The following is a 12,989-nucleotide window of genomic DNA, read 5'->3' on the forward strand; positions in this document are numbered from 1 at the left end:
AAAGGAGTTAATATGAAAATAGTCGGATTTTTGAGCTTAGTCTTCATGCTCTTAGGCCTCAGCGGTTGTAGCCTCAAAGAGACGAATCTAAAGCCTTACACCTATTCTTTAGAACCTATGCTCAATCTTACGCGCGCCAGTACCCCTACGCACGACGTTTTAAAGATCGCGCGCATCGATGCTCCAAGCGGACTGAACAGCCGTGCGATTCTTTACAAACAAGAAGGGGCGATGCTCCCCTATAAATACGGTACGTGGAGCGAAACGCCTCCGCTCAAACTCCAATACCTCATCGCCGAAGCCCTTCAAGATCAAAACCATTTTGAATCGGTTATCTCCGGTACCTCAATGGCATCGAATAACTTGGTACTTGAATCCGTTTTACAAAATTTCGAAGAGGTTTTCGATGCTAACGATAATTCTTATGTTTACGTCAATATCCGCTTTCGCTTAATCGATATTAAAAGCGGTAACGTACTCGGTACGACACGTATCGCTTCGAAAAAAACCGTGACGAAACAAAACGGAGCCGAAGGTACGGTCGAAGCCTTTAATCTTGCTACCAAAGAGCTTATCGAGCACCTCGCCGCATGGATCAATACGGTACGGTAAACACGATGAAACGATTTTTCTCTCTTCTCGCGTTGAGCGTGTCTTTACTCATCGCAAAAGCCGATTTTAGCGAGATGAGCACCGAAGAGCTCATTGCGCTGATCGGTTACGTCGATGCGGAAAAAGAAGAACCTTTCTACCGTGAACTTGAAAAACGCGTTTCGCAAATGGACGAAGCGCAAAAAACACTTTATGAAAACGACCAATCCCAAAGGCGCAAAGATGCCCAAAGCCAAACTCCTACTCCTTGAAGACGATACCAGTCTTAGCGAGACCGTATGCGAATTTTTAGTCTCAAAAGACTACGACGTCATACCGGTTTACGACGGCAAAGAGGCGGAAGTTGCAATTTACGAAACGCGTTTCGATCTTTTATTGCTCGACGTGAACGTTCCTTTGCTAAACGGTTTTCAGCTCCTCTCCCAACTTCGCTTGGAAGGTAAAACGACACCGGCTATTTTTCTCACCTCGTTAAATGCGATCGAAGACGTCGAAGAGGGTTATGAAAGCGGTTGCGACGATTATCTGCGCAAACCTTTTGCGCTTAAAGAACTCTTGTTTCGCATCGAAACCTTGTTAAAACGTGAATTTTTTCATACGCCTCAAGCACGCTTACGCATCGATGAACATGTCGAGTACGATACCGCGACGCATCAGCTTTATATCGATCAAAAAATCGTACAGTTGCAAAACAAAGAAGCCAAACTTCTAAAGCTTTTTTTGCAAAAAAAGAACGAAATTATCAGCCATGAAACATTGATGGAACATTTATGGGATTTTGAGGAAACCGGCAGTGACGAAACCCTTCGTACCTACATTAAAAACTTACGCAAAATCATAGGGAAAGAGCGCATTGTTAGTCTTAAAAAACTGGGATACAAATTTACGCTCGCGTGAGAAAAAGACGCTTTGGTCGTTTCTTTTTCTCTATGCTTTTTTGGTGCTTATTAGCCTTTTTTTTGTTGCGTTTTTATACTACGACCTCCAACGGGAGCTCTTTTTACAACACCAAAAAGAAGCCCTTTCCAATCTGACCAACGAACAGATTAACCGTTTAAGAACCTTACATGTTAACTTTGACAAAGAGCGTCTTTATCCACGCGACGAACGGTTTAACTCAGCCATCTACGACAGCGGTTTGCATGAAATCTTTTCGACTTTACGTTCGCAAAACGTCAATCTTTACGACGATATTTATATCAAAGAGCATAAAATCTACTTTATCAAAGAGCTAGAGTCTTACTACCTCGGCGCACGTTACATCGCACTGGAAGTACCCGAGCCTGCACATTGGGATAAGAAGATTTACCGCACGCTTTTTCTCTACGGCGGTATTATTTTTGCCCTTACGGTATTGATCGGTTATTTTTTATTGAAACTCTTATTACGCCCAATGCGAGATGCTATCTCGTTACTGGATCGTTTCATCAAAGATACGACGCACGAACTCAACACGCCGGTCAATACGATTCTCTCGAATATCGAGATGATCGATCCGAAACAACTCGATCCGTCACTTCTGAAAAAAATTAACCGTATTACGATCGCATCCAAAACCATTTCAAATTTATACGACGATTTAACCTACTTAATCCTTTCGCACCGTTTATCGTCTCATGATGAAACCGTTGATCTTAAACTATTGCTTGAAGAACGACTGGAATACTTCTCTTTGCTCTGCGAATCAAAAAAAATCCGTGTCGGCGCGTGCCTAGAAGCAAACGTCGTTATGTCGATCGATCGTAAAAAAATCACGAAATTGCTCGACAATATTCTCTCCAATGCCGTTAAATACAATAACATCGGCGGAACGATTGACGTCGAGCTCCACGATAAACTGATCCGAATTAGCGATAGCGGACGCGGTATGGACGCATCAAAAACTAAACATGCGTTTGAACGTTACGTTCGATTCGATCGAAGCGTGGGCGGATTTGGCATCGGACTGAGCATCGTAGCCGCGATCGCTAAGGAGTACGGACTCAGCGTCGATATCGAATCCAAACGCGACGAAGGTACGAAAGTGAGTATTTCATGGTAAAAGCAGTCGGTCTCTTTTTCATCTGCGTTGCATGGGCTTTTGGTAGCGAAAGCGTTTATGAGCGTCATTGCGTGCCTTGTCATAAAGATATGCCGGTCAAAATCGACAAATTTTTTTACCGCTATTTATTAAAATACAGCAGTGAAACCGAAGTCAAACGCGCTATGACGCACTATCTCAAAAATCCCACCAAAGAGACTTCGATCCTCACCGACGGATTGATTAACCGTTTCGGCGTTAAGAAAAAAACGATGCTCAGCGATGTAGCTTTAAGTGAAGCTTTAGATACCTATTGGGAAACGTATAAAGTTTTCAATAAATTGAAATAGTAACACTTTTGTTTCACTATAAATTCACTTTTTTTGTATATAATAACGTTAATTATTTAATAAGGAGTCACTATGAAAAAGGTCTTAGTCTTAGCTAGCATTCTATGCGCTACCTCAATTTTTGCCGCTGATGGGGCAACACTTTATAAAACCTGTGCTACATGTCACGGTGCAAAAGCGGAGAAAGCCGCTTTGAATAAATCTCAGATTATTGCCGGATGGAGTGCCGATAAAATTACTGCTGCGCTCAACGGTTATAAAGCAGGTACTTACGGCGGTCCTTTGAAAGCAACGATGGTAGGACAAGTTAAAAATCTTGACGCCGACGCAATCGCTGCACTATCCAAATACATCGAAGGTCTTAAATAATACAGTACATGTGCCTCTATTGAAGACAACAGAGGCACGATCTTTCGATCAAAAAGCGCCGATTTGCAATAAATCGGCGCATCACGCGTTTTAGAGAATATTTTTAAACAAAGTTGTAATTCCCCAAGCAAAATAGATAGCCATCCACGCAATCATAATATAAAGCGTTGCTTGACCCAATTTCGTGACCACGACATCTTTAGAGCCGTCAAAAACGCCTTCGCGTTTACCGACTTTCCATGCCATCGTTAAAAGATACGCCACGCCGACAAATCCCATAATCAAGAATGTCGATAAGAACATAACGATAGAAGGAATTTCCAAATTCATCGGATAGTCGTAAATGCTGTATCCTAAAGCCGACATAATGTCAAAACGAATCAATTCTCTCATGGTGGAGATCAACAGTGCTACGACGACTAAAACCAAGGTCGTATAGTAGCTATTGCGATTCGTTTTTGCCATAGCAAGCAAAACCAATACGCCGATAATCGTCGCGATCGATACGGGATGAAAAAGGTATTTGATTTGCAACATCCACAAAACGAACAAGACCGCACTGATCAAAAGCCCTACAACCGCAAAATTGGTTCCTAGTTTTGCGCTGTAGCTGATAAACGAAGCGTCAAAATCTTTTCGTGTCGACAAAAAGCGGCTGTAGTTTTGCAAGAAAATACCTACGACGGGAATAGCTAAGCTTACCATAAACGCCAATCGGATAATGTCCATATTAAACGTCCATCCGCTCGTATTGACGATACCGTTAGGTGCGTACATGTTCATCCAATCGTGCGGCATAATCGACGTAACCGCAAAACTGTGCATCAAAATTCCGGCAAATACCAAGATACCGAACGATACGAAACCGATCAACGAATGTCCCGTTCGTTGCGCTTTGTGCGCATAATAGTACCAATAGTACATACAATAACCGACGATCATCGTATACACGAAGATAAAAATCCACATACCCGATAACGTATTGGTGACATACCAGTTCGGATCATAGATAACTTGCGTAAAAAGAAGCGGTGCTACACCTAAAACGATCAAGATAGAGACACTGATCTTACCCGTTTGAATCAAATGCGGCGTAAGGATACTCCAATGTTTGTCCTGATTTCCTTTTGCCGAACCGTAAAGCGACAGACCCATAGCACCCAATGAAAGCAGTACGAATGCCGCATGCAACGCCCACGTTAAAATATAAAGTATTTGAAAAACTATGGGATAAAATGGAACTCCCGCGGGATCCCTAAGCGCTAATAATACTGATGCGTCCATTATTTCTCCTTAGTAGTGTAACGATGCAAAATATTCCGCGATCGCATCGTATTCTGTTTCTGGTAATTTAAGTGTCGGCATATAGCTCATACCACCTTCTCCGATGACATATAGAATGGATTTAATTCCCTCTTTGTCCATACCGGTCAATCGATCTTTCAATGGTCTAAATACGCCTGTTTTTTCCAAAGAGTGGCAATTAGAACATGCCATTTTGGCTAAAAGTTCACCGGCTTCTCGCTTGTTTTCATCGGTAATCGTTTTAAGACGAGCAGGGACGAAAGGATTGAGATGTAAAAGTCCTTTCTCGGCAATAATCGGAAGCTCGCTTTTGATGTTTTTACCGGGAACGTCTCGGCTGATAATTTGATTGGAATAGATGTATTGTCCAGCAACGTAAGGCTTACGCATGGACTCTCTTAGCTTCTCTCCAGACCATAAACCGGAAATCAAAATAACACCGATCATCACGCTTGCAATAACGGGATTGATCAATTTTGGCTTAATAATCGCAATGGCAAAGTAAGCGATAAATACCATCGTCAAGATAATTCTATTTTGAATAATGGCGTCTTTTGAGAAAGCAAAAACCGCATGAGCGTTTTCGGGAAGCGTACCCATATACCAAACAAAGAAAAACATGGTTATGAAGCCGCCGATAATGCTGATATAACCCATCTTTCGGCTGAGCTCGTTGGAGAGTTCTTCATTTTCTTTGCGCATCGAACTGGAAATAACCAAACCGATAACGCCCGACATCATAATCATGAAGCCTATACGTAAGAACATATGCGGGAACGTATTGATACCGAAGAATGCATCGCTTGCGCTTCCCGTTGCATAGAAGGCTTGCGTTCCGGGCCACATCATAAAACTGATAATACCGATGATAAGCGCCAAAGTTCCGACCGAAGCTAGCGCAAACGTATAGGTAAGTTTGAGGTGTGTTTTTCGATCTATTCTATCGATAAAGTAGACCAGCACGAAAACACCGATGACTTCATAGATAAAAAAGACCCATTCCGTTGCCCATACCCATACGAAGTTATGAATAAGCGCACTAATACCTCTCGGGCTTGCCGCCGTTGCGGTATTCCAAATACCAGGTCCCGTGATGGAACCTAAAACATACGAGAAAATCAGCAAAAACATACCGTATTTTTTCATATACGGATAATAATCGCTTCGATTCTCTTTGTACGCTTTGTGCGCTAAAAAGGCAAAAAGCATCGCCGCACCGACCGACGTATGCGAGAATAAGATGTGTATCGTACCCGTTATACCCATCATCCAAGCACTTCCATATTCAGGAAAATAAAACAACGGGAATTGCCCTATTATATCCATGAAGTCTCCTTTGTGTAAAATTTTTAACAACTAGGATTATAGAAGCACCGTGTTAAATAAGTGTTAATTTTAATTTTTTTTAATTTTTTATATCAATAATGAAACAGAATATTTTCTTAAAGAATCATTTTTGGAAGCTTACATGTGAAGAACTCTCGAGAAAGAAGAAGGAAAAAAGAAAAACATTTGCGCCAAAGTGCGACCTTGGCGCATTGCGAAGAAAGAACGTTTTACGGATATTCGGGCAACGCTTGTTTGACCTCTTTGCGCTTCACATGTAAGATAAATTCCGTATAGCCGTTCGGCTGGCATCGACCTTTAAAAATAAGTTCGCATGCGGCTTGAAAGGCGATGCTCTTGCTAAAATGCGGTGCCATCGGGCGGTATTTTGGATCATACGCATTTTGGGTATCGACGACGCGTGCCATTTTTTCCAAGATTTCTTTGAGCTCTTTCTCGTCGATGATACCGTGGTGTAACCAATTGGCAAGATGTTGGCTCGAAATACGAAGCGTCGCTCGATCTTCCATCAACTCGATATTATGAATATCGGGAACTTTGGAACAACCGATACCTTGCTCGACCCAACGCACAACGTAGCCTAAAATACTTTGGACGTTATTTTCGACCTCTTGCGTCACCTCTTCGCGTGAAAGCGTACGATCTAACAACGGCGGCGTTAAAATGTCTTCGACGCATGCAATTTTGCGCGTTCTAATTTCTTCAAGCTTTTTAAAAACATTCACGTCGTGATAATGCAATGCGTGTAATGTCGCTGCCGTCGGGGAAGGAACCCACGCCGTCGTAGCACCTGAGCGCAGATGAGCGATTTTTTGCGTTAGCATTTTTTGCATCGCGTCGGGCATCGTCCACATGCCTTTGCCGATTTGCGCATGCAAAGCAAATCCGGATTCAAGTGCGATATCGACGTTACGGTTTTCATACGCTTTGAGCCAAATGCTTTGTTTCATCTCCTCTTTGGGTAAAACCGGGCCGTACTCCATACAACTGTGGATTTCATCGCCCGTTCGATCTAAAAAGCCCGTATTGACAAAAAAGACACGCTCTTTCGCTCGCCTGATACATTCTAAAAGATTGATGCTCGTGCGTCTTTCTTCGTCCATAATGCCCATCTTAATCGTATACGCAGGTAGTCCTAATACCTCTTCGACGCGTGCGAAAACTTCATTGACGTAGGAAATTTCTTCAGGTCCGTGACATTTGGGTTTGACGATATAGATATTAGCGGCAACGCTATTACGCAATCCGCTCTCTTTTTTAAGGTCGTGAAGCGCGCACAATGCCGTTACAAATGCATCTAATAATCCTTCGGCGATCGGTTTTTCGTTACATGTAACGCAAGAACTCATCATATGAAGCCCGACGTTTCGAATCAATAAAAGAGCGCGTCCTTTGAGAACAAACGGCGTACCGTCTTTGGAAAGAAACGTTTTGTCGGGGTTGAGTGCACGTACGATCGTTTGAGCTTTATGTTCAAAGCTGACGCTTAAATCACCTTTCATCATTCCGAGCCAATGACGGTAAATGCGAATTTTATCTTCCGTATCGACCGCGGCAACGGAATCCTCGCAATCTTGAATTACGCTCAGCGCCGATTCGAGTATTATATCTTGAATACCCGCAAGATTTGCCTGGCCTATCGTGCCGTTACGATCTAAACGAATTTCGACATGTAAGCCGTTATTTTGCAATAAAAGACTGCTTGGATCACAACGTTCTCCCGTATATCCAACCCATTGTTCAGGTTCGCGAAGCAAAACGTCGTTTCCGCTTAAACATTGTGCCGTTAGTACATTTCCTTCCAAACGAAAGGCTTCAACGTCGGCATAGCTACCTGAGCTTAAAGGAAAAGTGCGATCTAAAAAAGCATAAACGAATTCAAAAACTTTTTCGCCGCGCTTGGGATTATAAGAGGATCGTTTTTCGTACGGTTCGGCATCTTCAATGACATCCGTGCCGTACAGTGCATCGAGCAAACTTCCCCATCGCGCGTTAGCGGCATTGAGCGCATAACGCGCATTGTCTGCCGGGACGACTAACTGCGGTGCGGCAATCTCGGAAATTTCCGGATCCATCATGCCGACGGTAATTTCAAACGGCTCTTTTTCATCTAAGTAATAGCCGATCTCTTTTAAAAAAGCGATATGTTCTTCTTGATTGAACGTTTTTTGATGGTTCTTATACCACATGTCAAGTTGGGACTGAAATACGTCTCGTTTTCGTAGTAGTTGGATATTACGAGGTCCAAAATCCAACACCGCCGTTTCAAAACCGTTCCAAAAAGCTTCAACGCTTATGCCGGTGTCGGGTAAAACTTCATTACCGATAAAATCGTACAATGCCGTATCAATCTGCAATGTTCCGTACGCGATGCTTTTCATTTTTCTTCCTTTTAATCCGTTAAGATTACCACAGCCTTATGATATTAATCTGTCAATCCATTGCTCAGTGCTGTGCCCATTGCCATAAGCCGAAGCACCAAATCACTAGGCATACGCCGATGCTCAAAAAAACGACGGTACTGCCCATATCTTTAGCGCGTCCGGCCATTTCATGATGCTCGAGCGTCACCAGATCGGTTACGCGTTCGATCGCACTGTTAATCGCTTCGGCAATCAATATGCCCGTCAGTGAAGAAAACATGAGAAGTTTATACCACAACTCTAACGAGAAGAACCATAAAAGAGGAAGCAATACGCACACGGCAACCAATTCGATTCGAAACGAAGTTTCCGTTAACAAAAGATCTTTAAGCCCTTTAAGCGCATACGAGGTATTTTTAATAAAGTGGTATTTGGGTTGATTTCTCACGTGTATCCTTTGCATCGATATCCAAAATAAAAGCAATCATTTCAATTATTTTTTTTAATATTACGGTACGAAAACGTATCGTATAATAACGCCATCTTCAACCATAAAGGAGCCTTCAATGAAAGCATCTCGTTTATTTTTAGCCGCGCTGGTCGCCGCGATTCCTTCGTATCTTTTATCCTCGGAGATCAAAGGCTTAAACGTTTTAATGACCTCTGCCGATGCCCAAACCCAAATGATGGGAATGGTGCTTTCCAACAGCGTCCTTAACGACCAGAAAAAAGCGGTTACGATCACGCTTTGCGGACCTGCCGCCAACTTGGCTCTTAAAGAGTTTACCTCGCCGAATGTTAAAAAACCCGACGGAAGCGAAGCCAATCCGAAAACTGCGCTTCAAGGCTTGATGAAAGCCGGTGCTAGCGTTTCCGTTTGCCCTCTTTTCTTACCGAATGCCGGTAAAGAGGCTTCATCTCTCATCGAAGGCATCAGCGTCGCGAAACCGCCGATGGTAGCGGCCGGTTTGACAAATCCGGAGTTTCATACCGCCAGTTTCTAACATCCTACTTGGTCGTAACCGCATCAATGCGTTTACGACCGTTCCTCAAAACAGATATTTTTTGCCACATACCATTTGACGATAGCCAAAGTCGAATAATTCATCTCCCGCTGCACCAGAGGAATGGAAGCTATACGCATCTTAGAACTCACGATGCCGCTAACCAGTGTTAAAAATAGAAAAAAAGCAATGCCGATCCATACGTTGTACGTATATCCCAGCCAACTGCCTAAAAGAAGCGGCGTAAAACTGATTGCCGTATACACTACAATCATAATCAAACGACACTTAAAACCTCGAACACGAGGAACCAACTCGATGAGAGGCGGTAAAGAATCGTCGCTCATCTATTTTAAATTGGTAAAATTAACCGGAAAATCAAAATCGCACGCACGAATCGCCTTAATCGCTTCTTGCAAATCATCGATCGATTTACCTTCGACCCTTACGACGTCGCCGCGAATCGAAGCTTGAACTTTGACTTTAAGCTCTTTGATCTCTTTAACGATTTTTTTGGCATCGTCGCTTGAAATCGCATCGACAATCGCAACCGTTACTTTCGTATTGCCGCCGCTTGAAGGTTCGCGTTTACTCTCTTTTAACGCTTTAGCGGAAATATCGCGTTTGATCGCTTCAGAAATCAAGGCATCGACCATCGCGTCGGCTTTGTTATCGCTGGTCGTAATCAGCGTAAACGCTTTGTTCTTTTCGTTATAATCAAACTCACATGTAATCCCTTTAAAGTCCCAACGGTTGGTGATCACTTTTTTTGCTTGTTCGTAAGCGTCTTTGAGTTTTTGTTTATCGATCTCGGCCGTAATATCAAAACTGTGTTCTTTCGCCATACGTTCTCCTTATCGGTTTAAAAATGTTTGAATGTTTTGAACAACCAAGTCCATAAGCTTTTTGCGTGCTTCCATGCTTGCCCACGCAATATGCGGCGTGATGATGAGGCGTTCTTGATGTTTAACATGTAAGAGTGGATGATGCGCTTTCATCGGTTCGATTTCTAAGACGTCAAGCCCGACGTACAGCTCTTTTTCATCGATAATTTTTGCTAACGCCGCTTCATCGACGATACCGCCGCGACCGACGTTCACAAGTACGCTACCCTCTTTGAGTATCGCTAACGCGTGTGCATCGATTATGTTTTTCGTTTGAGGATTCAAGGGTGCGTGAATCGTGATAATATCGCACGTTTTAAGCATTGTTTCCAGCGGCAAACGCTCGTACGCGGCATCGTTGTTGGCACCGCTTGTCGAATAATACGCCACTTCCGCACCAAACGCCGTCGCAATTTTGGCAACCTCTTTGCCGATAGTTCCAAGACCGATAATGCCCCAACGTTTTCCCTTGATTTCCCAAAACGGTTTTTCGATATGCGTAAAACTTGCGGCTTTCACCCAACCGCCTTTTTTGACGAAATCGTTATAATATGCACTTTTACCGATGAGATCCAACACTAACATAACGGTCGTTTGTGCAACCGAAGCGGTCGAATATCCTGCTACGTTTTTGACCTCAATGCCTTTGACCTTAGCATATTCCAAATCCACGTTGTTCGTTCCCGTTGCGGTCACGCAAATCAGTTTAATATTGGGACATGCATCCATCACTTCTTGATCAATCACGACTTTATTGCTCAAAACGATCTGCGCATCCGCAATATGGGCTATTCGCTCGTCCGTACGCGTCGTATCAAATGTTTTGAACTCGCCCAATGCATGAAATGCACTTAAATCGATATCGTTTCCCAATGTTCCGGCATCTAAAAAAACTATTGTCATACCCTAATCCTTAATACGATGTCCTACGAATTTCGAGAAGTTTTCCATAATGAGTCCACCGCGTCTAAAACCAAGACCGCATCCCTCATATGCAAAGAAAACACCCGCTTGGTAAGAACGGTTTTCATTGTCTTTGGGGAGTTCAACGTATTCTTGATAAATCGGTTTAAACCCTTTATAGTCGCCTTCCGTTTTTTCGATGACGTTCATCGCTTCGTCAAAAATAACGGTGTTAGCACCCTCACGTCCGAAAGCACGTTTTTCAACCTGTTTTTTACCCTTAAGCGGCTCGAACGACGTTTCTAACAATAAAGGATGGTTCGGGAAAAGATCCCAAAGAATTTTCATAAACGCCTTACTTTGAAACAGAAGGGTATAGGCAGGATTGAGAATAATCGCTTGTTGTTCGCGGACGATCTCGTCTAACAACAACGCCAAGTCGCCCTCTTCGATCGCAATATTTTCCCACGGAACGAGTTTAAACCAATACTCGAAATTTTCGTCGCCTTTAAAAATACCTTCTTTGCCGTTGAAGCCGACCTCATCGACATACGCAAAGTCGGTATGAAATCCTGCTTCGTTGGCGGCGATTTGTAAAAAACGAACCGTATTTTCATCTTCAATACTTCCGCGAATCGATGAAAAAAGAATTTTCCACCCTTCATAATACTGCGCAAAATCTTCCGTGTCGCCGCCTAAAACGACCAAGCGTTTAAAATTTTCTTTAAGTGCTTCAAATACGGTGTTGAACTGCTGGGCTTCGTCCATTCCGTTTGCTTTGAGCATCGCCCACTGAATAATCGCCGTTTCATACAACGAAGTCGGCGTATCGGCGTTAAATTCAAGCAACTTAATCGGTTTCCCGTCCACGCCTCCTGCGAAATCGAAACGCCCGTAAAGATGCCAATGCACGTCGTTTTCCCACGAATTTTTGATCAGTTCCACCAAATTAAAAGGGATATTGAGTTCATGAAAAAGATTGTTATCGATAACGTACTGCCCTGCTTCCGCGTACATGTCGTACAATTCGTTCGCTGCTTCGTAGTACGCTTCCGCCTCTTGCGGCGTAATCATGACCAACTCGTCCGCAACATACGACGTTTTGTCTTGATCCGTGTGCCAATAAAAACCGATGGATTCTAAAAATTCTTTGCTTAAAGGTTTAATTTTTTCTACATGTAACATGATTAACTTCCATAACTGCTAGGGGTACTTGAACTTGACGATCCGCTAGACGATGAGCCTGACGTTCCGGAGCTTCCGCCGAAAAATCCGCTGCTTTTCGTCGCACTGCTGCTCGGAGTCGTCGTAGCGGCAGGCTTGTTAAAACTGGTACTGCTTCGCGTATACGCTTGGGGTGTTTTATACGTCGTGGCACGCTGGTTTTGATAATTGGCATTACCGAAAAGTTTGTTACCGATCCAACTGCCGATCATCGCTCCGGCGATACTGGAGAGCAATACACCGCCAAGTCCCATACCGCCGGAACTCATTTGAGGATTGGTCAATGCCGAAGTGTTGTTGTCGATTTTTTTGGCTTCATCTTGAACTAACGCGTCAATTTCCGATTGAGATAACAAACGCTCGGTTCCGTCTAAGCCTCGAACAACGACTCGCGTACCGCCGGAACTCGGGTACTCTTCGGCAATTTTATACACGCCCGGAGCCGTTTCGTCGACGATCACGGTTGCACCCTGCGTTTTCGCCGCTTCGGCTAACGCGTTTTTATTTTCGTCTTTGCTATCACATCCTTGTAATCCTGCGATAACAAGGACACCGAGCCCTCCCGCGATCATATAATCAGATATTTTTCGTACATATTTCATTCGCGT

The 12,989-nt window shown here is 43.4% G+C and carries 16 protein-coding genes; 7 read left to right on the top strand and 9 right to left on the bottom strand.

Annotated elements, in window-relative coordinates:
• Positions 1–12: 12 nt before the first annotated feature.
• From UCH003_RS13215 to UCH003_RS13240, 6 genes are all read left to right on the top strand, one after another.
• On the top strand, positions 13–612 hold the full coding sequence (locus UCH003_RS13215; RefSeq protein WP_039671867.1) for an ABC-type transport auxiliary lipoprotein family protein: 600 nt from the start codon (positions 13–15) through the stop codon (positions 610–612).
• A 5-nt stretch (positions 613–617) separates the two neighbouring features.
• Positions 618–863, top strand: coding sequence for a DUF1104 domain-containing protein (locus UCH003_RS13220; RefSeq protein WP_039672430.1), 246 nt, complete (start codon positions 618–620; stop codon positions 861–863).
• Complete coding sequence (locus UCH003_RS13225; RefSeq protein WP_060826845.1) at positions 835–1,509, top strand: response regulator transcription factor; 675 nt, start codon at positions 835–837, stop codon at positions 1,507–1,509. The genes UCH003_RS13220 and UCH003_RS13225 overlap by 29 nt, the downstream gene beginning before the upstream one ends.
• Positions 1,466–2,653, top strand: a complete 1,188-nt coding sequence (locus UCH003_RS13230; protein ID WP_060826846.1) for a sensor histidine kinase — start codon at positions 1,466–1,468, stop codon at positions 2,651–2,653. The genes UCH003_RS13225 and UCH003_RS13230 overlap by 44 nt, the downstream gene beginning before the upstream one ends.
• Complete coding sequence (locus UCH003_RS13235; RefSeq protein WP_060826847.1) at positions 2,647–2,982, top strand: hypothetical protein; 336 nt, start codon at positions 2,647–2,649, stop codon at positions 2,980–2,982. Before UCH003_RS13230 ends, UCH003_RS13235 begins: the two co-directional genes overlap by 7 nt.
• 72 nt (positions 2,983–3,054) lie before the next feature.
• Complete coding sequence (locus UCH003_RS13240) at positions 3,055–3,351, top strand: c-type cytochrome (RefSeq protein WP_060826848.1); 297 nt, start codon at positions 3,055–3,057, stop codon at positions 3,349–3,351.
• A gap of 90 nt (positions 3,352–3,441) precedes the next feature.
• On the opposite strand, the gene UCH003_RS13245 is transcribed toward UCH003_RS13240, so the two are convergent.
• From UCH003_RS13245 to UCH003_RS13260, 4 genes are all read right to left on the bottom strand, one after another.
• On the bottom strand, positions 3,442–4,635 hold the full coding sequence (locus tag UCH003_RS13245; RefSeq protein WP_060826849.1) for a hypothetical protein: 1,194 nt from the start codon (positions 4,633–4,635) through the stop codon (positions 3,442–3,444).
• Between the two features lie 9 nt (positions 4,636–4,644).
• Entirely contained in the window at positions 4,645–5,982 is a 1,338-nt protein-coding gene (locus UCH003_RS13250) for a cytochrome ubiquinol oxidase subunit I (RefSeq protein ID WP_060826850.1), read from the bottom strand.
• Positions 5,983–6,212: 230 nt separating this feature from the next.
• Positions 6,213–8,384, bottom strand: coding sequence for a malate synthase G (locus UCH003_RS13255; RefSeq protein ID WP_060826851.1), 2,172 nt, complete (start codon positions 8,382–8,384; stop codon positions 6,213–6,215).
• 64 nt (positions 8,385–8,448) lie between these two features.
• The gene (locus tag UCH003_RS13260) at positions 8,449–8,814 is read right to left on the bottom strand and encodes a diacylglycerol kinase (RefSeq protein WP_060826852.1); all 366 of its coding nucleotides are present in this window, start codon (positions 8,812–8,814) and stop codon (positions 8,449–8,451) included.
• 118 nt (positions 8,815–8,932) lie between these two features.
• Here UCH003_RS13260 and UCH003_RS13265 point away from each other — a divergent pair, with 118 nt between their 5' ends.
• Complete coding sequence (locus UCH003_RS13265; protein ID WP_060826853.1) at positions 8,933–9,370, top strand: hypothetical protein; 438 nt, start codon at positions 8,933–8,935, stop codon at positions 9,368–9,370.
• 32 nt (positions 9,371–9,402) lie between these two features.
• Here UCH003_RS13265 and UCH003_RS13270 read toward each other — a convergent pair whose 3' ends face one another.
• From UCH003_RS13270 to UCH003_RS13290, 5 genes are all read right to left on the bottom strand, one after another.
• Positions 9,403–9,645, bottom strand: a complete 243-nt coding sequence (locus UCH003_RS13270) for a hypothetical protein (RefSeq protein WP_231964785.1) — start codon at positions 9,643–9,645, stop codon at positions 9,403–9,405.
• Between the two features lie 72 nt (positions 9,646–9,717).
• Complete coding sequence (locus UCH003_RS13275; RefSeq protein ID WP_060826855.1) at positions 9,718–10,215, bottom strand: YajQ family cyclic di-GMP-binding protein; 498 nt, start codon at positions 10,213–10,215, stop codon at positions 9,718–9,720.
• Positions 10,216–10,224: 9 nt separating this feature from the next.
• Complete coding sequence (locus UCH003_RS13280) at positions 10,225–11,157, bottom strand: D-2-hydroxyacid dehydrogenase (RefSeq protein ID WP_060826856.1); 933 nt, start codon at positions 11,155–11,157, stop codon at positions 10,225–10,227.
• A 3-nt stretch (positions 11,158–11,160) separates the two neighbouring features.
• Complete coding sequence (locus UCH003_RS13285; RefSeq protein ID WP_060826857.1) at positions 11,161–12,342, bottom strand: glutathionylspermidine synthase family protein; 1,182 nt, start codon at positions 12,340–12,342, stop codon at positions 11,161–11,163.
• A 2-nt stretch (positions 12,343–12,344) separates the two neighbouring features.
• Positions 12,345–12,983 carry a UPF0323 family lipoprotein gene (locus tag UCH003_RS13290; RefSeq protein WP_060826858.1) on the bottom strand — a complete coding sequence of 213 codons (639 nt, stop codon included), beginning with the start codon at positions 12,981–12,983 and terminating at the stop codon, positions 12,345–12,347.
• Positions 12,984–12,989: the final 6 nt, after the last annotated feature.

Source organism: Sulfurospirillum cavolei (genome assembly GCF_001548055.1).
In the GTDB taxonomy this organism is placed as follows: domain Bacteria; phylum Campylobacterota; class Campylobacteria; order Campylobacterales; family Sulfurospirillaceae; genus Sulfurospirillum.